Here is a 20,314-nt window from a genome sequence, read left to right on the forward strand (position 1 = left end):
CATGGCTCGATCATCGCAACAAGGCAGTGAACCGCCGTTCAGGGTGGTCTTCGGGGGAGACCCGTACCTCAACGACCGCATGGCGCGCGACCTGCTGCGCAAGGCCGAACAGGCGCGGCCGGACGCCGAATCCATCGAACTCGACGCCTCCACGTGCGACGCGTACGCCTTCGACGAGGCCGTCAGTCCGTCCCTGCTGAGCGACGTGGCGATCGTGCGCGTGGACAACCTGCAGTCCGCCGACGACAAGCTCGGCGACGCCATGGCCGCCTACGCCCGCCAGTGCGCGGCCGACCCCGCACACTCCAGCATTGTCATCTGCCGGCACGAGGGCGGCAACAAGGGCAAGCGGATCGTGGATCGCATCCTTGGCGCCGGTGCCGTGAAGGTGGAGGTGCCGGACCTGAAGAAGGCCGACGCCAAGCTCAACTTCGTCTACCAGTGCTTCGAGCGCGACGGCCGCCGCGTGGAGCCTCTCGCCGCCCAGCAGCTCGTCAGCGTGCTCGGCGACAAAACCGGTGAGCTCGCCGCCATGTGCCACCAGCTCGCCTTCGACTTCGACGACGATCCGATGACGCTCGAGCGCGTCAACCAGTACCTCACCGCCAACCCGCAGGTCACCGGCTTCATGGTCGCCGACCGCGCCGTGGAGGGGCGCACCGCGGACGCGATCATCGCCATGCGCTCCGCCGTGGAGCAGGGCATCGAGCCCATCGCGCTGATCGGCGCGCTCGCCAGCAAGCTGCGCACGCTCGCCAAGGCGTCCGCCGTGCGCGCCGGCGTCATCAGCAACGCGGAGGCGAAAGTGAACCCGTGGGTCCTCCGGAACGCCACGCGCCAGCTGGGCGGATGGACATCGGCCGGCCTCGCCCGGTGCATCCGCACGCTCGCATGGGCCGACGAGCAAAGCAAGACGAACGGCGGGGACCCGCTGTACGCACTGGAAACCAGCATCGAACTGATCAGCAGGAAGGGACAGCGGTAGGCATGACCGGCACAGACAACCAATCCATCACCATCGAGGCGCCCACCGGCGAGGACATGCGGGCCCTCGGCGAGCGCGTGGCCGGACTGCTCCGCGGCGGCGACGTGCTGCTCCTGTCCGGGCCGCTCGGCGCCGGCAAGACCACTTTCGCCCAGGGCATCGGCAGGGGTCTGGGCATAGCCGAACCCATCGTCTCGCCCACCTTCACCATCGCCCGCGAGCTCGCCGGCCGGTTCCGCGACGGATCGCCGGCCCATCTGGTGCACGTGGACGCCTACCGGCTCGGCGGCTCCGGCTACGCGCCCGGACAGGACGCCAGGGACGCGCTGCTGGACGAGCTCGAATCACTGGGCCTCGACGAGGAACTCGAGGATCCCCAGGACGACACCGTGGTGCTCATGGAATGGGGCGAGCAGATGGCCGCCGCGCTGATCGACGAACGACTGGAAATCCACATCGACCGTCCGGCCCCGGATACGGACGGCGGAGCGGGTTCATCGGCGGCCCTGCAGGACCCGACCAGCGATGGGACTAGAATCGTCACCTTGGTGCCGGTCGGCGGCAATTGGGCCGATCGCATCGCAACACTCTGAACGTTTGGAACAGGAACGTTTGGAACAGGAACGCTTGGATAGGGAGGCACGCATGGCGGCAACGCTGGTGATCGACACCTCATACGGTTCCACCGTGGGCATCGTGGGGCACGAGCCGATCGTGGAGGCCGATTCGCGCACCCATGTGGAGAAACTGCAGGTCAACATCGCGCGCGCCACCAAGGCCGCCGGACTCGAACCCGGCGACATCGACCGCATCATCGTGGGACTGGGCCCCGCGCCCTTCACCGGGCTGAGGGCCGGCATCGTGACCGCCAAGGCGCTCGCCTTCGCCACGGGGGCCGAACTGATCGGACAGAACGTGCTCGAGCCGCAGGCGCAGTGGAACCCCATCCGGCGCGGCGGCGACGGGCATGCCGCGAACCCCGGGGCCACGCGCGTGCTCACGCTCGCCGTGAACGACGCCCGACGCCGGCAGTTGTACTTCGAACTGTGCGACCAGCAACCTCAGGCCGCGCCCGCCGCGGGCAATGGCACCCCCGCACGCCCCGTCCAGAGCGAACCGCTGATCGCCATGGACATCGACTATCCGGCGAACATCGCCAGCCGCGTCAACGACGCCGTGAAGACCTACGCGGCCGCCCATCCCGAATGCGCCGTAACCGTGGACGTGATCGGCCACGGCGCCGCCAAGTACGCCAGCGAGCTCGCCGGCATCGAACACCTTGGCGACGTCGTTGACGCCTCCGTGCTCGACCAGGGCGAACAGGGGCTCGGCATCTTCGCGCTCGACGCCATACTGGCCCACGATGCCAGGCCGGACGCGCCCGTGGAGCCCCTCTACCTGCGCAGGCCGGACGCCGAGGTGCCCAACCCGCTCAAGCACGTGCTGGGCCACGGCGGCACCCGCAAGGACGACTGAGCCCATGATCATCGACATGAACGAACTGGGCTTCGAACGCTCGGTAGCCGCCGTGCGCGCACTGGAGGTCGAACTGTTCGGCCGCCACGCATGGAGCGAGAACCTGATCCGCGGCGAGCTCTCCGCCCCCGCGCGCACCTACGTGTTCAGCGTGGACGACGGCCCAGACACGGACGCGGACCCGCGCAGGAGAACGGTCCGCGGATTCGCCGGCTACTGGTACGACGGCGACGACGCGGAGATCATGGACGTGGGCGTGGCCAAGGCAAGCCAGCGCCGGGGAATCGCCGCCGCGCTCATGGGGGAGATCATCCGACGCGCGCGCAACCAGGGCGCGCGGCGCATGCTGCTTGAGGTCGCCGTGAACAACGACCCGGCCCTCGCCCTCTACCGGCGCTTCGGATTCGAACCCATAGGCCTGAGAAAGCGCTACTACCAGCCCGAAGGCATCGACGCGCACGTCATGGCGCTGGATCTGAACCCGCGACCCGTGGGCTTCCAGCCCTCAACGGGCACAGGGACGGAAACACCCGCACAGGCGGACGACGCGCATACATGCAGCACACGCACAGACGACAACACGCGCACAGACAAGGAAGGAACCGCGCAATGAGCGAACCCGTGGTGCTCGGCATCGAATCAACCTGCGACGAAACCGCCGCCGCCATCGTGCGCGGCCGTGAACTCCTCTCCAACGTCGTCGCCTCATCCATGGAGGAACACGCCCGCTACGGCGGCGTCATCCCCGAAATCGCCTCGCGCGCCCACGCCGAAGCCTTCGTGCCGTGCGTCTCCAAGGCGCTCGCGGAAGCGAACATGGACCTTGCGGACGTGGACGCCATCGCCGTGTCCACGGGCCCCGGGCTGGCCGGATGCCTCGCCGTGGGCGTCTCCGGCGCCAAGGCGCTCGCATGGGCCGCGAACAAGCCGATCTACGGCATCAACCACGTGATCGGCCACATCGCCGTCACCCAGCTGCAGTTCGGCCCGTTCCCGCCGGACACGCTGGCGCTCATTGTCTCCGGCGGCCACACGTCCCTGCTGCACGTGCAGGACGTGGCTCGGCATGTGGACGTGGTGGGCACCACGCTGGACGACGCCGCGGGGGAGTGCTTCGACAAGGTGGCCCGCCTGCTCGGCTTCCCGTATCCGGGCGGCCCACACATCGACCGCCACGCGCAGAACGGCGATCCGCACGCCATCAGGGTGCCGCAGGGCCTCACGCAGGGCCAGGCCGGCGCCAGGCACCCGTATGATTTCAGCTTCTCCGGCGTCAAGACCGCCGTGGCCCGCTGGATCGAGACCCAGCAGGCCGCCGGACGCGACGTGCCCGTGGACGACGTGTGCGCCTCGCTGGCCGATTCGGTGGCCACCGTGCTCGCCAGAAAGGCCATGCGCGGTTGCGAGCAGTACGGTTCAAAGACCCTGATCGTGGGCGGTGGATTCTCCGCCAATTCCCAGCTGCGCGCCAAACTGCTCGAATACGGCGAGCGCTGCGGCGTCGAGGTGCGTATCCCGCGGATCAAGCTGTGCACGGACAACGGCGCGATGGTGGCCATGCTCGGCGTGAATCTGGTGGAGGCCGGCGTGGCCCCCTCTGCGCCCGACTTCGCGATCGATTCCGCCATGCCGATGGACAAAATCTCCATGTGAGTCCGCCGGTGCTGGACCGCAAGGAGGCCGGCGGAACCTATAATGAAAGCGGCATTCGTACGGGAAGGAGGTCGATTTGATCGGGATCCATGATTTTCGCAGTCTGGAGGAATACCGACAATGGCTGCGCATGTATCGTCTCTTCCGCGACTATCCCATTGACGTCATCCGTTCCAAGGGAAGAGAACGTTTGCCGCGTGTGGCTAGGCATGTGAATGGTGAATACTATGAACGGTTGGTGCGGGATTGGGATGCCGTCTTGTCCGATGCCGATCCCGATCGGCTGCGTGATGTTGCATTGGAGATTTCGCAGTATGGCGCGGATATGCGTCAGATCAATCCGTTCAAGGGCATCATGAGCGAAGAGGATCGGCTGCAGGTGATTAAGGATTCCAGGGATGAACAGAGACGAGTTCTATCATCTGCTGAGAGCCTCGTCTAGGATCATCGAAGAGGTTCGCAGTCAACGTGGCATTGATGTCGAAAGGAATCCGGCCACGTTGCTGGTTCTGGGGTCGCAGTCGATTCTGGGTTCTTGGCACGAGGACTATCTGCCCGAGTCGGTAACGACATCGATCGAGATGGATCTCGCCGTGTTGCCCTCGGAATTGGACGAGTGTTGTTTCGATGATCCGGCACAGGAACTGGCGGACTATGTGGAGGGCTCGATCGGCGAGGATTCGTGGTTTGAGGATGAATTTGACATCTACGCACAAGCGGTTGACGAAACCACGGCAGTGCTTCCGGAAGGATGGAAGCGGAGGCTGGTAAGGGTCGATGGGCGTGACCACGGCATCTCCTCTGTGGTACTGTGCCTCGGTCCGTATGATTTATGCGCCGCCAAACTGGCCAGATAGGCGGAAAAGGATCGCAGATATATCGCGGCCCTCGTCGATGGCGGCGATATTAGCCTTGATGAGCTGCGTCGACGTCTGGATATGGTGCGTGATCCCAGAATGACAATTGCCTTGCGCGCACAGGCGGTTGATTTCATCAGGGCCTTGGAGCATTCCAGACCAACGCACTGACGCGCCGAAGGAACCTCAGTCCTTGAACGTGACGTCGCAAAAATCCCGCCAATCGGGGCGAGGCTGCCCGGCGGCCGCAGCGGAGCGGATGGCCCCGTAGAAATGCAGCTTGCGCAGGATGTGCGCATGCGCTTCGGCCAGCAGCCGCTCCTGCTCCACAATCGCCGCGCGCCGGGACTCGAGCAGGTCCATGATCTCGTCGATGTGCCCCGCCTCATCCGCCTCGTACGTGAAGAAGAGCTTGATGTCCTCGATGCTCATGCCGGCGTCCTTGAAGCAGCGGATCGATCCCAGTTGGCCGATGTGGCAGTCCCTATAGACGCGCTGGCCCGTTTCCGTGCGCCCCACGTCGGTGAGCAGACCGGCATCCTCGTAGTAGCGCAGCGTCGACGGCTGCATGTGGAATTTTCTGGCGACCTCGCGGATGGTGTATTCGGCCATGGGCACGCTTCCTTTCACGGTTCCTTTCATGGATTGGCCCGATCGTTCGGGCCGATTTGCCTTCAAGTTTACTTGAAGTGCAATCATGATGGGGTCGGATTCCGAACGTCCAGTACGAAGGAGAACACATGTTCGAACCCACCGCCGCGTACCAGCCTGCGCCCGGTCGCTACGACTCCATGACCTACAACCGCTGCGGCGCCAGCGGCCTCAAACTGCCGGCCGTGAGCCTGGGCACCTGGCACAACTTCGGCGACCACAACCCGTACGAGCAGATGAAGCAGCTCCTGTTCACCGCGTTCGACAACGGCATCACCCATTTCGACATCGCCAACAACTACGGTCCCGAGCCGGGCCGCGCCGAGAAGAACGTGGGCCGCATCGTCCGAGAGTACTTCGCCGACCATCGCGACGAGCTCATCATCAGCACCAAGGCCGGCTATGAGATGTGGGCTGGCCCCTACGGGGACAAGGGCAGCCGCAAGTACCTGCTTGCCAGCCTGGACCAGAGCCTCAAGCGTCTGGGGCTTGATTACGTGGACATCTTCTACCACCACCGCCCGGATCCGGAGACCCCGCTCGAGGAGACCATGGGCGCCCTCGCCCAGGCCGTCAGCTCCGGCAAGGCGCTGTACGTGGGCCTGTCCAACTACGACGGCCCCACCATGGAGAAGGCCGCGGCCATCCTGAACGAGCTGCATGTGCCGTTCGTCATCAACCAGAACAAGTACAACATCATCGACCGCACGGTGGAGCGCAACGGCCTCAAGGAGGCCGCGAGCCGCGTCGGCAAGGGTCTGATCACCTTCTGCCCGCTTGCCCAGGGCCTGCTCACCAATCGCTATCTGGACGGCGTGCCTGCGGACAGCCGCATAGCCACCGACGGCCGCTTCCTCAAGAGCAACGCCCTGACCCCCGAGCGCCTCCAGCAGATCCGCGACCTCAACGCCATCGCGCTTGACCGTGGCCAGACCCTGGCGGAGATGTCCCTCGCCTGGCTGCTGCACGACGGCAAGGTCACCAGCGTGCTCATCGGCGCCTCCAAGCCCCAGCAGATCCTGGACAACATCGGCGCGCTGAAGAACACCACGTTCAGCCACGACGAACTGGAACGCATCGACGAGATCGCCGCGCGGCAGATCTGAGACCCGAACGGGGCGTGAATGACAACGGGCCCGGACGACATCCGAATGGGGATGCGGTCCGGGCCCGCTTGTTGCCGTGCGGCGTGCGGCGCCGGTCAGGGGATCCTGCGCATGGGGACCCTGACCTCCTCGCCGTTCCATACCGGCACGGTCTCCACGATCGGATCGTTGGTCTCCAGACCAAACCATTCGACCGGCTTGGAGATGGTCCGCTTGAGCCACTGATAGGTGCGCAGCAGCGTGCGGGCGGACTCCGGCAGCGTGGACTCCGGGCTGAACACCCGGTGCATGAGCACGAAGCGCACCGAACCGATGCCCAGGCGCTCGGTCTTGGTCGCCAGCTTGGGGATCGGCGGGTCGATCCGTCCGATCTCGCCGCGCGACAGCATGTCCTCCATGATCGTGCGCATGTACGACTGCAGGTAGAACTGCGGCACCTTGTAGCCCAGGCTGATCGTCACGCGATGCAGATTGCGGCCGTAGGAGACGACCCTCCAATCGCGGTCGAACGGACGTTCGGATTGCACGACGTTAACCACCCAGTACGTGTGGGCGCGCCGGTGGAGCATGCTCACCGCCACGTCCTTCTCCACGTCGCGGTCCATGTCCGGTGTCAGGTACACCAGATGGTCGGCCACCAGATCGCGCTTGTCGTCCGCCATGCTGATCGCCAGAATATGGGCCAGATCGTCCGCGTGGATGTGTCCGCGTTCCGCATTCTCCAGCTGCACGCCGCGCGAGCAGACCAGAAACGCGCCGAACACCAAACCCCATATCACCACCGTCACATAGCCGCCCTCGATGAACTTGCTCACCGCCGCCGACAGGAACAGCAGTTCCACGGCGATGAACACCGCACCGGCGACCACGGCTGCCACCCTGCGGACCTTGACATGCCACAGATACACGGACAGCAGCACGCTGTCCATGAGCATCGCCACCGTGAGTGCCAGGCCGTACGCCGCCTCCATGGCCGACGACGAGCGGAAGTACAGCACCACGAACACCGTGAGCGCCGCCAGCGCCGCGCATACGCTGGGGATGTAGATCTGGCCGCGGCTCACGCCCGGATAGCGCATGTTCAGTCGCGGCAGCCAGCTCAGACCGTCGGCCGCGGCCGTCAGCGTGAATGCGCCGGAGATCAGCGCCTGCGAGGCGATCACGCCGGCCAGCAGGGCCAGGACCACGCCGAAGGGGCGGGCGATGTCGGGGATGATCTGGAACAGCGGGGCCGCGTTCTCCACCATCGTGCGGTGCCCCTCCAGCATCCATGCACCCTGCCCGAAATAGGAGCAGATGAGCGCGATGTTGACCAGGGGCCATGTGGCCCAGATATTCGCGCGGCCCACATGGCCCATGTCCGAATACAGCGCCTCGGCGCCGGTGAGCGCTAGGAACACGCTGCCCATGATCGCCACGCCCGCCTTGTTCTCCCCGGAGAACAGGAATTGCATGCCGATCGCCGGATTGAGGGCCTCCAGCACGCTCCAGTCGCGGCTCAGGTACATCACGCCGGTCACCGCCAGGAAGACCAGCCATATCGACATGATCGGGCCGAACAATGCGCCCAGCCGGTGTGTGCCCGCGTGCTGGATGAGGAACAGGGCTGCGATGATCGCGATCGAGATCATCACCGACAGCTCCTGCGACCAATATGCGCTGGAGCCGATCTGCGGGATCGACGCCAGACCCTCCACCGCCGACGTGATGCCGACCGCAGGCGTGAACACGCTGTCCGCCAGAAAAGCCGCGGCGCCGATCATCGCGAACACCGACGCCGGCCTCCAATACCGCCGCACCGCCGCGAACAGGGCGAAGACGCCGCCCTCGCCCTGATTGTCCGCGCGCATGGCCGTGCATACGTATTTGATCGTCACCACCATGAGCATGAACCAGAACACCAGCGACAACGATCCCAGTGTCTGGAACCGGGTCATCGAACCGCCCTGCGCGAGCATCAGCGCCTTGGGTGCGTAGATCGGGCTTGTGGCCAGATCCCCGTATACAATGCCGACCGCGATCAGCATGCCCGCGGGCGTGGCCTTCGACGCCACGGCGCCGGTGTCCCCGGATCTGCGCCTGCGTTTGAGCAAAGCCGCCATCATCGACCTCCATCGACCAATATGATCATGGCATGGGATTTCCATGCGCCGCCGCGGCCATTCTAAGGGCGTCGCATGGGAGCGGAGGCGCTGCGGTACACCTCCGTTGACAGGCCGCATGGATCCGATCCGGGTGCCTTCGGTGCGTTGGACGCCGCGATGACATTCGTCCGCGGGGCCCGTCCGTGGGCAAGCCGTTAGGAACACTCCGCGAAAGGGGATGCGCATGCATATGGATCCCGTTAGGATCGCGGTCGCCGCCCGATGACGGCCCTAGCATTTCCATGGGGTGTCATGCCCTGCGTCAGGGCAACGGGGCCATAACGCACCGGGCATGACCTCCCGCTTCGATTTCGCCGGGTCAAGGCAAACGTCGGCTACGGCGTGTCGCGTCGGCCGTATCGGTTAGTCGGCGGATTTGAGCACGATCCTATGATTCGACGCCAGACGGGTGGGGTCCCGGTAGTCGCGGCCGGCCGCACGCACGCCCCAGTGCAGGCAGCGGCCGTCGCAGTGGTCGCTGCGTCCCCCGACCCGCGCGAACGGCCGGCCGCGTTCGACCGCCGCACCCACCGCCAGTTCCGTCCGCGCCGGCTCGAAGGTGGAGACGAGCGTTCCGTGGCTCACGCTGACCACGTCCTTTCCGCCCACCTCGCCCACGAACGATATAAGGCCATCCGCCGGGGCGAGCAGCGGTTCGCCGCCGCGTGCCTCCAAATCCACGCCTCGATGGCCAGGCAGCCATGGCTGGGATGGCGCATCGAACGGTTCGACGATGACGGGATGCGCCGCGCCCGCGGGTGGCTCGAGGGGCCATGACATCGTCGCCCGGCAGCTGATTGTCCCTCCCTGTCCCGCGTTGTCCGCGCCCGTATCCGCGGCCGCCGCCATTGGCTCGGGGCCGGTCAGACCGCACGCGATCGCCAGCGCGATGGCGGCCAGCGCCATGCCGATCGCCGCCATCGCCTTCATGCATAGCCGCTCCTGCCGTCTGCGGTATGCCTCAAGCATCCTGCGTCTGGCCCGTTTGACGTTGTCCTCTGGCGTGGTCATATCGATTCCCCCCGTTCTGTTGCGTGCCTTCGGCCTGTCATTTGGCCGGCCCATATGCGGCCCAGTTTCGCGGCTGCGTGCACGCGGGTCCAATCGGAAGGAGGCTGTGGTCGAATGTCGGCGTGTTGCGGATGGAGGCCGAGACGCCCCATTGCGGCTGAATCGTTGCAATCCCATGCGACATGCCGAAGCAAGCGTCTGATTTGCATTCCTGAAGTTCTGGTGTAAGCTATCTGACTTGTGCGCTGGAGAAATCCACCGCAGCAAGCCATTCCTGCGTAGCTCAGTTGGCAGAGCATCCGACTGTTAATCGGACGGTCACTGGTTCAAGCCCAGTCGCAGGAGCTCAGCTCCGGCTGATAATTGAATATTCCTGCGTAGCTCAGTTGGCAGAGCATCCGACTGTTAATCGGACGGTCACTGGTTCAAGCCCAGTCGCAGGAGCTGGTTCCGCCTGCGGTCCAAAGGGCTGCGGGGGAGCACAATTGAATATTCCTGCGTAGCTCAGTTGGCAGAGCATCCGACTGTTAATCGGACGGTCACTGGTTCAAGCCCAGTCGCAGGAGCCAGATGGGACCCCAGCGAAAACTGCTGGGGTTTCTTGCTTTTCGGGGTGTTTGACGCGGGCCCGGTTGGTCAGTCGAGACGCTGATCGGAAGAAATTTGTCAATTATAGTCAATAAATTCCATGTAGTGGAAACGGACGATTTCGGGCCCATTTTCGTCCGTTTCCACTACACGTGTGACGCGGAGTGCGATGCAGAGCGCGACGCGGAGTGCGATGCAGAGCGCGACGCGGAGTGCGACGTTGCCCACGCAATTGCCGATTCACGGCCGAGCCACGGTAGAATCCGAACTGTACCGTTCGGAGGAGAATACATGAAGAAGGAATACACCAGGCCGCAGCCCGAACCCATCGACTACGACAGGAACATCTTTTCGATCCTCGAGGAGCGCGTCGGCCGGGCCCCGCAGGATTCGCTCGTCGAATACAAGGACGAGGGCGGCGTGTGGCGGTCCTTCACCGCGGTCGAGTTCCGGGACAAGGTGATCGCGCTGGCCAAGGGCCTGATCGCACGCGGCATCCAGCCGGGCGACGCGGTGGCGGTCGTCTCCCGCACGCGCTGGGAATGGACCGCGCTGGACATGGCGATCATGTCCATCGGCGCGCTCACCGTGCCCGTGTACGAGACCAACTCCGCCGCGCAGGTGCGCATGATCTTCAACGACTCCAACGTCAAGATGGCGTTCGCGGAGAACGACATGCAGCGCGACAAGATCGAATCCGTGCGCGACCAGGTCACCGATCTGGGCGACGTGTACGTGATCGAGTTGGGCGCCCTGGACACGCTGGAGACCTTCGGGGCGGGCGTGACCGACGACGAGTTCCGCGAGCGCGAGCGGGCCGTGCGCGGCTCCGACCTCGCCACGATCGTCTATACCTCCGGCTCCACCGGCACGCCGAAGGGCATCGAGCTGACGCATGGCAGCTTCGTGTTCATCACGTATTCGGGCATCCGGTCCATGCCGGACATCGCCATGAAGCCGAACCGCAGGCTCCTGCTCTTCCTGCCGCTGGCGCATGTGTTCGCCCGCTACATGCAGTACTTCTGCTTCGCCGGCAATGTGACGCTGGGCCTGTCCAGCAACCTCAAGACCATCCTCGCGGACTTCGGCGCGTTCAAACCCACGTTCGTGCTCGCCGTGCCGCGCATCTTCGAGAAGATCTACAACGCCGCCTCCCAGAAGGCCGGCACGGGTCTCAAGGGCCGCCTGTTCGCGGATGCCGCCAAAACGGCGCGCGCCTGGTCCGTGGCCCAGCAGAACGCCCAGAAGTCGGGCGAGGGCATCCCCTTCGCCCTGTCCCTCAGGCACGCCCTGTACAACAAGCTCGTCTACTCCACGATCATGGGCGTGTTCGGCGGCCATGTGGAGTACGCGGTCTCCGGCGGCGCCCCGCTGGACTCCTCGATCGCCCACTTCTTCAACGGCGTGGGCCTGCCGCTGCTCGAGGGCTACGGCATGACCGAAACGTGCGCCCCGGCCAGCGTCAACCCCACCACCGGGTACAGGATCGGCACGATCGGCCTGCCCATGCAGGGCGTGACCTTCGGCGTGGCGGACGACGGCGAGCTGTGCATCAAGAGCCCCAGCGTGTGCGCCGGATACCACAACCATCCGGAGATCACCACCAGCCAGATCGTCGACGGCTGGCTGCACACCGGCGATCTGGGCGACATCGACGACGACGGGTTCGTGTCGATCACCGGCCGCAAGAAGGACCTCATCATCACCGCCGGCGGCAAGAACGTGTCCCCGGCCGAGCTGGAGGTGTCCGTCATGACCTCGCCGGTGGTCAACCAGTGCGTGGTGATCGGCGACCGGAAGCCCTTCGTGGCCGCGCTTGTGGCCCTGGACCTTGCGGAGACCAACGCCTGGCTGAAGTTCAAGGGGGCGCCGGAGGTCAAGGACCTTGCCGAGGCGGCCGCCAACCCGATCGTCCGCTCCGAGGTGGAGCGCGCGGTGGACACCGCCAACGGGCAGGTTTCGCGCGCCGAGTCCATCCGCAAGTTCGAGATCCTCACCGACGACCTCAACGAGGCGAACGGCATGGTCACGCCCAGCCTCAAGGCCCGCCGTGAGGCCATCACCGAGCGATACCGCGATCTGATCGACGAGAAGATCTACAACGGCAAGCGCTGACGGGATGCCGGCGCAGGCGTCCCGTCACAGGCCCGCGTCGGCCGGCGTGATGTAGCCCGGATCGATGAGGATGCTCTTGAGGTTCGAGGCCGCCACGGGCAGCTGGTCCTTGGCGATCGTGGGCACGTCGGCCTCATTGCCGGTGGCCTGCGACCCGTAGGCGACGGGGGAGACCCCGTCCAGGCCGTCCAGACCGGTCCCCGCGTTCAGGGAGGCCACCGCCTTGGCCAACAGCGCCGCGGTGTCCTTGCGGTTGCCCAGGGCGGTCATCCACTGCTTGCCGTTGACGATCTGCGGGATGGCGTCCACATAGGCGCCGTATCCGGTGATGATCGGCCAGCTGGGGTCGTCCGAGGCGTCGGGAGACATCGAGGATCCGCCGTTGCCGAACGGCAGCGTGATGCCCGATCCGGCGCTCGGCGATGCGGTGGGTTCGGTGGCGGACGGGGCCTTGATGGGGTCGGGCACCGCACCGCGCTGCAGATCCACCTTGCCGGCGAAGCTGCCCACGATGTCCGAAATGCTGATCTCCGGGTTGATGTCCGCGGAGGATCCCGTGTATCCCATGTCCTCCAGCGCGGAGACCGTCTGGGCGGCTACGTAGTCGTTCATGGCCAGCACCCCGTCGATGCGATGGATCTTTGAGCTTTGCCCGTTTCCGGTGCCGAGGCGTTCGGCCAGTTCGATCTTGGTCCCGTCGCTCTGGGACGGGTCGAAGGTGACGGACTGCCAGGAGTCCTCGGTGGACGACGGGCCCAGGATGCGCGACGGGCTCGTGGCCTTCCCATTCTGGAAGTACGGGCCAAGAACCTCCCAGATGCCGGCGAACGCCTCGGAGACGAACATGGAGTCCGCCTCCGTGCCGTCCTTGCGCTTCTCCGCCCAAGGCAGCAGCACCTCGATGTATTTGGGATTGTCCGCGCTGGTGCGGTCCAATTCAAGTTTTCTGACCAGCTGCTGGGCCTGGATGCGGCCAATCTCGCGCGGGGAGGCGAACGCCACGAACAGGTCCGGCGTGAACCCCTGCAGCTGGTTGGACACGAGCACCACATGCATGCCCGAATCACTGGCCAGCGTGAGCGCGTCGGCCAGCCGCTCGCCCGACTCGCGCCGGGTGCGGTCCTCGTCGCTTTCGTCGGTGGAGGCATTCGCGTTCCACGTCACGTCCTGGCGCACGTAATCGCCGTATTGTCTGGTGGTCGCGTCGGGATTCGCGACCGGGGCCACGATGATCGTGGTGGCGCCATCGTCCTTGTCATCCGCACTGAGTCGGGAGACTACGTAGTCCTGCACGGCGCGGCTCTGCGCGGCGAGGTCGGAGGACGATGTGGTCTTGATCTCGGGCTTGGCGGTCGCCGCGCTCTGGGATGCGCCCTGCCCATCGTTCAGCGCCTGCTGGATGTCCTTGGTCAGGGCCGCCCACTTGTTGGTGGGCGTGTTCTGGCTGAGCGTGATGCCGTCCGATGGTGTGAAGATGGCCACGGAACCGGGCTTCGCGTCCGCGGTGGGCGTCGGCGTGCCGGCTGCGGCGGAGGACTGCCCATCGACCGCGGCGGGGGAGGACGTCGATGGCGAGGGGGACGGGCCGAACGCGCAGGCGGTCACCGTCAGCGACATGGCGGCGGCCGCCGCCATCGCGGCCACGCGCCTGCCGATTCCTCGTAACGTCCTTGCTGCCAGTTCCACGGGTGCGCACCTCGTTCGTTCGGTCGGGTTGCCTGATTACCCCTCAACCTTAACGCAAAGCGGAACGTTCGGTACGTTTTGAAGGCCTTTCGGGGGCCGGAAACGTACCGAACGTTCCGCTTTGCAAGGAAGCGGGCAGAATGCGGGGCTACTCGGCGAGGGCCTTGGCGAGGTTCTCCTGCAGGGCGTTCATGAAGCCCTCGGTGTCCAGCCACTGCTGGTCCGGGCCCACGAGCATGGCGAGGTCCTTGGTCATCTGGCCGCCCTCGACGGTCTTGATGATGACCTTCTCCAGCGTCTCGGCGAAGGCGCGCACCTCGGGGGTGCCGTCCAGATCGGCGCGGTGCTTGAGACCGCCGGTCCATGCGAAGATGGAGGCGATCGGGTTGGTGGAGGTCTTCTCGCCCTTCTGCCACTTGCGGTAGTGGCGGGTCACGGTGCCGTGGGCCGCCTCGGCCTCCACGGTCTGGCCGTCCGGGGTCATGAGCACGGAGGTCATGAGGCCCAGCGAGCCGAAGCCCTGCGCCACGGAGTCGGATTGAACGTCGCCGTCGTAGTTCTTGCAGGCCCAGATGTAGCCGCCGTGCCACTTGAGGGAGCTGGCGACCATGTCGTCGATCAGGCGGTGCTCGTAGGTCAGACCGGCTTCGGCGAAGCGGTCCTTGTACTCGGTCTCGAACACCTCGGCGAAGATGTCCTTGAACTGGCCGTCGTACGCCTTGAGGATGGTGTTCTTGGTGGACAGGTACACCGGGTAGTGGCGCATGAGGCCGTAGTTGAAGCAGGCGCGCGCGAAGCCGCGGATGGAATCGTTGACGTTGTACTGCACCTGGGCCACGCCGCCGTCCTCGCCGTAGTCGTAGACCACATGCTGGATGGGCTCGGAGCCGTCCGACGGGGTGAACGTCACCGTCAGGCGACCTGCGCCCGGGACCTTGAAATCGGTGGCCTTGTACTGGTCGCCGAAGGCGTGGCGGGCCACGACGATCGGCTTGGTCCAGCCCGGCACCAGACGCGGGATGTTGGAGATCACGATCGGCTCGCGGAAGATCGTGCCGCCCAGGATGTTGCGGATCGTGCCGTTGGGGGACTTCCACATCTTCTTGAGGCCGAACTCCTTGACGCGGGCCTCGTCCGGCGTGATCGTGGCGCACTTGACGCCCACGTGGTACTTCTGGATGGCCTTGGCCGAATCGATGGTCACCTGGTCGTCGGTGGCGTCGCGGTTCTCGATGCCGAGGTCGTAGTAGTCGAGGTTCACGTCGAGGTAGGGCAGGATGAGCTTGTCCTTGATGTCCTTCCAGATGACGCGGGTCATCTCGTCGCCGTCAAGCTCGACGACGGTTCCTTCGACTTTGATCTTGCCCATGCGGTCCTCCTCGCGAATAGGGTGGGGCGTTATTCATCCACAGCAATACCAGAACGAATGATTCCAAATCGTTACGTACTTGGCACATGTTGGTCGCAAGGCGGCATTAGCCTAGTAGCCATGTCTCAGGAAATTGAAATCGGCTTGGGCAAAAAGGCCCGTCTCGGCTACTCCCTCGACGATGTAGCCATCGTTCCCTCCCGCAGGACGCGCGATCCGCAGGACGTGTCCACATCGTGGCAGGTTGATGCCTATGAGTTCGACATCCCGGTGATCGCCGCCCCCATGGACTCCGTCACCAGCCCGGCGACGGCCATCGCCATGGGACGCCTCGGCGGCCTCGGCGTGCTCGATCTGGAGGGCCTGTGGACCCGCTACGAGAATCCGGAGCCGCTGCTGGACGAGATCGCGGCCCTCGACTGGGACAAGGCGATTGAGCGCATCCAGCAGATCTACGCCGAGCCGGTCAAGCCGGAGCTCATCACGCAGCGTCTGCACGAGATCCGCGACGCGGGCGTCACCGTGGCCGGCGCCCTGTCACCGCAGCGCACCCAGCAGTTCTACTCGACCGTGGTGGACGCGGGCGTGGACCTGTTCGTGATCCGCGGCACCGCGGTGTCCGCCGAGCATGTCTCCAAGACCCACGAGCCGCTCAACCTGAAGAAGTTCATCTACGACCTCGACGTGCCGGTCATCGTCGGCGGCGCGGCCAACTACACCGCCGCCCTGCACCTCATGCGCACCGGTGCCGCCGGCGTGCTGGTGGGCTTCGGCGGCGGCGCCGTGTCCGCCACGCGCACCACGATCGGCGTGCACGCCCCCATGGCCACCGCGATCGCCGACGTGGCCGAGGCGCGCCGCGACTACATGGACGAATCCGGCGGCCGCTACGTGCAGGTCATCGCTGACGGCGGTATGGGCGAGTCCGGCAACTTCGTCAAGGCCTTCGCCCTCGGCGCCGACGCCGTCATGCTGGGCGCGCCGCTGGCCCGCGCCACCGAGGCGCCCGGCAAGGGCATGCACTGGGGCGCCGAGGCCCGCCACCAGACCCTGCCGCGCGGCTACCGTGCGAACGTGGGCACCGTGGCGCCGCTCGAGCAGATCCTGTTCGGACCCAGCCACCAGGCGGACGGCCGCGTGAACTTCATCGGCGCCCTGCGACGCGCGATGGCCTCCACCGGCTACGTGGACGTGAAGAACTTCCAGCGCTGCGGCATGGTCGTCACGCCCAACTACACGCACTGACATGCACTGACCCGCCCGCGCGGTTATCCACCGCGACGCGAGTTGTGCACATATCCACGGGCCCGGCCATGCGATTTGGCCGGGCCCGTCCGTTGCTGGTAGAACCGAAGTGTGGGGTTATTGAGAAGGGACCCCGACCGGAGGGAAGCGAAGGAGCCGGCAATGAAGCGTCAACCAGAGTCGTTCGAGGTAAATGTCACCATCGCGCAGGGGGATGGCGACATCCGCATGCGACTGTGCCAGTACGTCGGTTCGGACATGGACCGGCGGGAGGGAATAGGTCTGGGCGTGGCTGCGGCCCAACTCGCCTGCAAGGCCATGGAGATCATCCGCGGCCGTCTGCAGACCGACCGTCTGGTCAGGGCCGTGGCGCAGAAGGCGATCAACAAGCTCAGCACCATGTCCGTGCTGTACCATTCCCATCTGCAGCGCCACCCCGAACTCAGGCAGCGGGCGCTCACGCTGCCCGTGCGGGCCCGGGGCATCAACGCGGTCGTGCGCAGCGCCGATCACTTCGAGGCGTGCGTGCACCTGACCGTGGGCCGCACCAACTACCTGTCCACCGTCGTCTTCAACCACCGCGGCGGGCGCTGGATGTGCACGGCGCTGGACCTCGGCTAGTCCGGGCCGGATCCGTCCGGCCCCCGAACGCCCCGAACGTGCCGAACGGCGACGGCGCAGGCGTCGGATGATGTCCTGATGACCTATAGTGGTTGCATGCGCAAGGAGAATATCGAACCGATCAGATACACCACCACGGACGAGGACACCGTCTTCTCGCTCCTGTCCCGCAGGGCCGGCACGGATCCGGGGGACCTCATCGCCCAGTGGCAGGACGACGAGACCCGACAGTGGCATGATGTGACCGCCGGCGAAATGCTCGCCCGCGTGCGCGAGATCGCGAAGGGCCTGCTGGCCTTGGGCGCCACCAAGGGGGAGCGCGTGATCGTCTATTCGCCCACTTGCTATCCGTGGGGCGTGGTCGATTTCGCATGCGCGGCGATCGGCGCGGTGCTTGTGCCGATCTACGAGACCGATTCGATCCGGCAGGCTGCGAGCATCATCGCCGAGGTGGAGCCCGTGGTCGCGTTCGCCGGCGACTTCGAGCATGCCCAGGCGCTCGAGGAGATCCGCGACGACGAGGCCAGCGCGCTCAAATACGTCTTCAACTTCAAGGCCGGCGGGCTGGACGCCGTCGCCGATTTCGGCAGCTCGGTGCCCGACGCCACGCTCGATGAGGCGATCGGGCGGATCAAGGCCGACGACCTGCTCACGATCGTCTATACCTCCGGATCCACCGGCCGGCCCAAGGGCGCGATGCTCTCCAACCGCAACTACACGCACATCGTGCTCAACGGCTACGAGATCCTGCCCAACATGCTCTACAACGCGAACCGCCTGCTGCTGTTCCTGCCGCTGGCGCACTGCTTCGCGCGCTACATCCAGTACGTGGCGATCGGCGGGCACGGCGTGGTGGGCTACCTGCCCGGCGCCAAGCACCTGCTTGCCGACCTGAGGAGCTTCAAGCCCACCTACCTGCTGGGCGTGCCGCGCGTGTTCGAGAAGGTGTACAACGCCGCCTCGCAGAAGGCCGGCAACGGTCTGAAGGGCCGCATCTTCGCCAAGGCGTTCCGCCACTTCGTGTCCTGGAGCAAGGACGCGCAGTCCGGCCACGGCCACTCCCTGGTCGCCCGGGCCGAGCACGCCTTCTTCATGGCGGCCGTCGGATCCTCCGTGCGTTCCGCGCTGGGCCCGAACCTGCGGTTCCTGGCCTGCGGCGGCGCGCCGATCAACAACGACCTCGCGCACTTCTTCAACGGCATGGACGGCATCACGTTCATCCAGGGCTATGGCATGACGGAGACCGCCGCGCCGATGCTCGTCAACTGGGAGGACGACAACGAGGTGGGTTCGGTGGGCAAGCCCGGCCCCGGCATGGGCGTGCGCGTGGCCGACGACGGCGAGCTGCTGGTGTGCGGCCCGAACGTGTTCATGGGCTACTACAAAAACCCCGAGAAGACCGCCGAGGCCATGGCCGACAGCACTTGGCTGCGCACCGGCGATCTGGGCATGATCGACGACAACGGCTTCGTGTTCATCACGGGCCGCAAGAAGGACATCATCATCACCGCCGGCGGCAAGAACATCAGCCCCGCGCCCATGGAGGACATCATCGACACCTGCCCGATCGTGCAGCACGCGGTGGTGGTGGGCGACGGCAGGCCCTTCGTCTCCGCGCTGATCGAGCTCGATCCCGAGATGCTCGGCTCGTGGCTGGAGAGCCAGGGCCTGGACGCGGGCATGGGCCTTGAGGAGGCGAAGGACAACGACGCGGTGCGCGCCTTCGTCCAGCAGTACGTGGACAAGGCGAACGCCGGCGTGTCCCGCGCCGAATCCGTGCGCAAGTTCGCGATCCTGACCGACGAGTTCTCCCAGGACGCCGGCACGCTCACGCCGAGCCTGAAGGTGGTGCGCCCCAAGGTGCTCCAGCGCTACGCTGATGTGATCGAGAACGAGATCTACGCGCCCAAGGGCTCCCCGCGTCCCACGCCGGCCACCGTGAAGTTGCTGGACCGGACCACGGAGTCCGTCCAGCAGATCTCCGAGTCCGTCAGGCAGGCCTCTGAGTCCGTCAGCCCGAAGGTTCGCCAGGCGTTCGACCAGGCGCGCACGAACGTGTCGGATTCGCTTGCTAGCGTGCAGGGGAAAATGAAGAAGACCAAGGCCGACGGTTCCGAGGACGCCGAGGCCGGCGGCGATCAGGCCGGCGCGGCTTCCCGGGATGCCGGCGAGAACACCGAAACCCACGAGGAGTAACCACAGTGGCCATCCGCGAAATCAGGGTCGTGCCCGATCCGGTGCTGCGCACCCCATGCGACGAGATCACAACCATCACCCCGGCCGTCAGAAGGCTGGTTCAGGATCTGCTGGACACGGTCGACGATCCGGGCCGAGCCGGCCTGTCCGCCAACCAGATCGGCGTGAGCCTGAGGGCGTTCTCGTACAACATCGAGGGCAAGGTGGGATACATCCTCAATCCGGTGATGGAGGAGACCAGCGGCGAGCAGTACGGCGACGAGGGCTGCCTGTCCGTGCCCGGCCTGTGGTACAAGACGCGCCGCGCCGACTACGCGCGCGTCCGCGGCATCGACCTCGACGGCAAGGCCATCGTGCTCGAGGGCCACGGCCTCATGGGCCGTATGCTCCAGCACGAGTGCGACCATCTCGACGGCCACGTCTATCTGGACCGCCTTGAAAAGGAGGAGCGCCGCGAGGCCATGCGATACATGCGCGCCCACGCCAAGTGACGGCGAGCGGGGATCCGGGCCCATCCGGCTCATCTATTCCCGCCGATGCCGCCGCATCCTGCTTCCGTACACGGGCCCCCAACCGAAAAGTTGGGGGCCCGTGGTATTCTGGACATTTGT

The 20,314-nt window shown here is 65.7% G+C and carries 18 protein-coding genes and 3 tRNA genes; 16 read left to right on the plus strand and 5 right to left on the minus strand.

The genetic code is table 11. From position 1 onward, the window contains the following. The first annotated feature begins 1 nt into the window (after position 1). The 7 genes from holA to EMO90_RS00620 all read left to right on the plus strand — a co-directional run bounded on the left by holA (position 2) and on the right by EMO90_RS00620 (position 4,971). Positions 2–985 carry a DNA polymerase III subunit delta gene (gene holA / locus EMO90_RS00590; RefSeq protein WP_150354974.1) on the plus strand — a complete coding sequence of 328 codons (984 nt, stop codon included), beginning with the start codon at positions 2–4 and terminating at the stop codon, positions 983–985. Positions 986–987: 2 nt separating this feature from the next. Then, entirely contained in the window at positions 988–1,578 is a 591-nt protein-coding gene (gene tsaE / locus EMO90_RS00595) for a tRNA (adenosine(37)-N6)-threonylcarbamoyltransferase complex ATPase subunit type 1 TsaE (protein ID WP_150354973.1), read from the plus strand. A gap of 52 nt (positions 1,579–1,630) precedes the next feature. Continuing rightward, positions 1,631–2,461 (plus strand): tRNA (adenosine(37)-N6)-threonylcarbamoyltransferase complex dimerization subunit type 1 TsaB, encoded by an 831-nt coding sequence (gene tsaB / locus EMO90_RS00600; protein WP_150354972.1) that lies wholly within the window; start codon positions 1,631–1,633, stop codon positions 2,459–2,461. Positions 2,462–2,465: 4 nt separating this feature from the next. After that, positions 2,466–3,074 (plus strand): ribosomal protein S18-alanine N-acetyltransferase, encoded by a 609-nt coding sequence (gene rimI / locus EMO90_RS00605; protein WP_150354971.1) that lies wholly within the window; start codon positions 2,466–2,468, stop codon positions 3,072–3,074. Continuing rightward, on the plus strand, positions 3,071–4,114 hold the full coding sequence (tsaD, locus tag EMO90_RS00610; protein WP_150354970.1) for a tRNA (adenosine(37)-N6)-threonylcarbamoyltransferase complex transferase subunit TsaD: 1,044 nt from the start codon (positions 3,071–3,073) through the stop codon (positions 4,112–4,114). The genes rimI and tsaD overlap by 4 nt, the downstream gene beginning before the upstream one ends. A gap of 76 nt (positions 4,115–4,190) precedes the next feature. Beyond that, complete coding sequence (locus EMO90_RS00615; protein ID WP_150354969.1) at positions 4,191–4,556, plus strand: hypothetical protein; 366 nt, start codon at positions 4,191–4,193, stop codon at positions 4,554–4,556. Then, positions 4,513–4,971: a hypothetical protein gene (locus EMO90_RS00620; RefSeq protein WP_150354968.1), complete on the plus strand. Its 459-nt coding sequence runs from the start codon at positions 4,513–4,515 to the stop codon at positions 4,969–4,971. Before EMO90_RS00615 ends, EMO90_RS00620 begins: the two co-directional genes overlap by 44 nt. A 186-nt stretch (positions 4,972–5,157) precedes the next feature. On the opposite strand, the gene EMO90_RS00625 is transcribed toward EMO90_RS00620, so the two are convergent. Next, positions 5,158–5,583 (minus strand): MerR family transcriptional regulator, encoded by a 426-nt coding sequence (locus EMO90_RS00625; RefSeq protein ID WP_150354967.1) that lies wholly within the window; start codon positions 5,581–5,583, stop codon positions 5,158–5,160. Positions 5,584–5,711: 128 nt separating this feature from the next. On the opposite strand from EMO90_RS00625, the gene EMO90_RS00630 reads away from it, so the two are divergent. Beyond that, positions 5,712–6,728: an aldo/keto reductase gene (locus EMO90_RS00630; RefSeq protein ID WP_150354966.1), complete on the plus strand. Its 1,017-nt coding sequence runs from the start codon at positions 5,712–5,714 to the stop codon at positions 6,726–6,728. 95 nt (positions 6,729–6,823) lie between these two features. Here EMO90_RS00630 and EMO90_RS00635 read toward each other — a convergent pair whose 3' ends face one another. Beyond that, positions 6,824–8,833 carry a KUP/HAK/KT family potassium transporter gene (locus EMO90_RS00635; protein WP_190972110.1) on the minus strand — a complete coding sequence of 670 codons (2,010 nt, stop codon included), beginning with the start codon at positions 8,831–8,833 and terminating at the stop codon, positions 6,824–6,826. A gap of 402 nt (positions 8,834–9,235) precedes the next feature. Further along, complete coding sequence (locus tag EMO90_RS00640) at positions 9,236–9,883, minus strand: M23 family metallopeptidase (protein WP_223849852.1); 648 nt, start codon at positions 9,881–9,883, stop codon at positions 9,236–9,238. Between the two features lie 272 nt (positions 9,884–10,155). Here EMO90_RS00640 and EMO90_RS00645 point away from each other — a divergent pair. The 4 genes from EMO90_RS00645 to EMO90_RS00660 all read left to right on the plus strand — a co-directional run bounded on the left by EMO90_RS00645 (position 10,156) and on the right by EMO90_RS00660 (position 12,586). Beyond that, positions 10,156–10,228, plus strand: a tRNA-Asn gene (locus EMO90_RS00645). Positions 10,229–10,254: 26 nt separating this feature from the next. Next, a tRNA-Asn gene (locus EMO90_RS00650) sits at positions 10,255–10,327 on the plus strand. A 49-nt stretch (positions 10,328–10,376) separates the two neighbouring features. Next, positions 10,377–10,452: transfer RNA gene (locus EMO90_RS00655), tRNA-Asn, on the plus strand. 310 nt (positions 10,453–10,762) lie between these two features. Beyond that, entirely contained in the window at positions 10,763–12,586 is a 1,824-nt protein-coding gene (locus EMO90_RS00660; RefSeq protein ID WP_150353584.1) for an AMP-dependent synthetase/ligase, read from the plus strand. A 24-nt stretch (positions 12,587–12,610) separates the two neighbouring features. Here the strand turns inward: EMO90_RS00660 and EMO90_RS00665 are convergent, their stop codons facing one another. Both EMO90_RS00665 and EMO90_RS00670 read right to left on the minus strand, forming a co-directional pair. After that, the gene (locus EMO90_RS00665) at positions 12,611–14,221 is read right to left on the minus strand and encodes a hypothetical protein (protein WP_395952587.1); all 1,611 of its coding nucleotides are present in this window, start codon (positions 14,219–14,221) and stop codon (positions 12,611–12,613) included. Positions 14,222–14,420: 199 nt separating this feature from the next. Further along, entirely contained in the window at positions 14,421–15,641 is a 1,221-nt protein-coding gene (locus EMO90_RS00670; RefSeq protein ID WP_150353582.1) for an NADP-dependent isocitrate dehydrogenase, read from the minus strand. Positions 15,642–15,761: 120 nt separating this feature from the next. Between EMO90_RS00670 and EMO90_RS00675 the strand changes: the two genes are divergently transcribed. The 4 genes from EMO90_RS00675 (at position 15,762) to def (ending at position 20,194) form a co-directional block, all read left to right on the plus strand. Continuing rightward, a complete protein-coding gene (locus EMO90_RS00675; RefSeq protein WP_150353581.1) occupies positions 15,762–16,886 on the plus strand; it encodes a GuaB3 family IMP dehydrogenase-related protein in 1,125 nt (374 codons plus the stop codon). Positions 16,887–17,048: 162 nt separating this feature from the next. Beyond that, a complete protein-coding gene (locus EMO90_RS00680) occupies positions 17,049–17,507 on the plus strand; it encodes an Rv3235 family protein (protein WP_150353580.1) in 459 nt (152 codons plus the stop codon). 96 nt (positions 17,508–17,603) lie between these two features. Next, entirely contained in the window at positions 17,604–19,703 is a 2,100-nt protein-coding gene (locus tag EMO90_RS00685; protein ID WP_150353579.1) for an AMP-dependent synthetase/ligase, read from the plus strand. 5 nt (positions 19,704–19,708) lie between these two features. Next, a complete protein-coding gene (def, locus tag EMO90_RS00690) occupies positions 19,709–20,194 on the plus strand; it encodes a peptide deformylase (RefSeq protein ID WP_150353578.1) in 486 nt (161 codons plus the stop codon). The last annotated feature ends 120 nt before the right edge of the window (positions 20,195–20,314 follow it).

The organism is Bifidobacterium vespertilionis, from assembly GCF_008698145.1.
In the GTDB taxonomy this organism is placed as follows: Bacteria; Actinomycetota; Actinomycetes; order Actinomycetales; family Bifidobacteriaceae; genus Bifidobacterium; species Bifidobacterium vespertilionis.

Excerpts from the sequence above, each read along its gene's own strand:
- EMO90_RS00670 (WP_150353582.1), bottom strand. The coding sequence starts at position 15,641 with ATGGGCAAGATCAAAGTCGAAGGAACCGTCGTCGAGCTTGACGGCGAC.
- tsaB (WP_150354972.1), top strand. The coding sequence starts at position 1,631 with ATGGCGGCAACGCTGGTGATCGACACCTCATACGGTTCCACCGTGGGC.
- tsaE (WP_150354973.1), top strand. The coding sequence starts at position 988 with ATGACCGGCACAGACAACCAATCCATCACCATCGAGGCGCCCACCGGC.
- EMO90_RS00665 (WP_395952587.1), bottom strand. The coding sequence starts at position 14,221 with ATGGCGGCGGCCGCCGCCATGTCGCTGACGGTGACCGCCTGCGCGTTC.
- EMO90_RS00635 (WP_190972110.1), bottom strand. The coding sequence starts at position 8,833 with ATGATGGCGGCTTTGCTCAAACGCAGGCGCAGATCCGGGGACACCGGC.
- tsaD (WP_150354970.1), top strand. The coding sequence starts at position 3,071 with ATGAGCGAACCCGTGGTGCTCGGCATCGAATCAACCTGCGACGAAACC.
- rimI (WP_150354971.1), top strand. The coding sequence starts at position 2,466 with ATGATCATCGACATGAACGAACTGGGCTTCGAACGCTCGGTAGCCGCC.
- EMO90_RS00630 (WP_150354966.1), top strand. The coding sequence starts at position 5,712 with ATGTTCGAACCCACCGCCGCGTACCAGCCTGCGCCCGGTCGCTACGAC.
- EMO90_RS00685 (WP_150353579.1), top strand. The coding sequence starts at position 17,604 with ATGCGCAAGGAGAATATCGAACCGATCAGATACACCACCACGGACGAG.
- holA (WP_150354974.1), top strand. The coding sequence starts at position 2 with ATGGCTCGATCATCGCAACAAGGCAGTGAACCGCCGTTCAGGGTGGTC.
- EMO90_RS00625 (WP_150354967.1), bottom strand. The coding sequence starts at position 5,583 with ATGGCCGAATACACCATCCGCGAGGTCGCCAGAAAATTCCACATGCAG.
- EMO90_RS00620 (WP_150354968.1), top strand. The coding sequence starts at position 4,513 with ATGAACAGAGACGAGTTCTATCATCTGCTGAGAGCCTCGTCTAGGATC.
- EMO90_RS00640 (WP_223849852.1), bottom strand. The coding sequence starts at position 9,883 with ATGACCACGCCAGAGGACAACGTCAAACGGGCCAGACGCAGGATGCTT.
- EMO90_RS00660 (WP_150353584.1), top strand. The coding sequence starts at position 10,763 with ATGAAGAAGGAATACACCAGGCCGCAGCCCGAACCCATCGACTACGAC.
- EMO90_RS00680 (WP_150353580.1), top strand. The coding sequence starts at position 17,049 with ATGAAGCGTCAACCAGAGTCGTTCGAGGTAAATGTCACCATCGCGCAG.
- EMO90_RS00675 (WP_150353581.1), top strand. The coding sequence starts at position 15,762 with ATGTCTCAGGAAATTGAAATCGGCTTGGGCAAAAAGGCCCGTCTCGGC.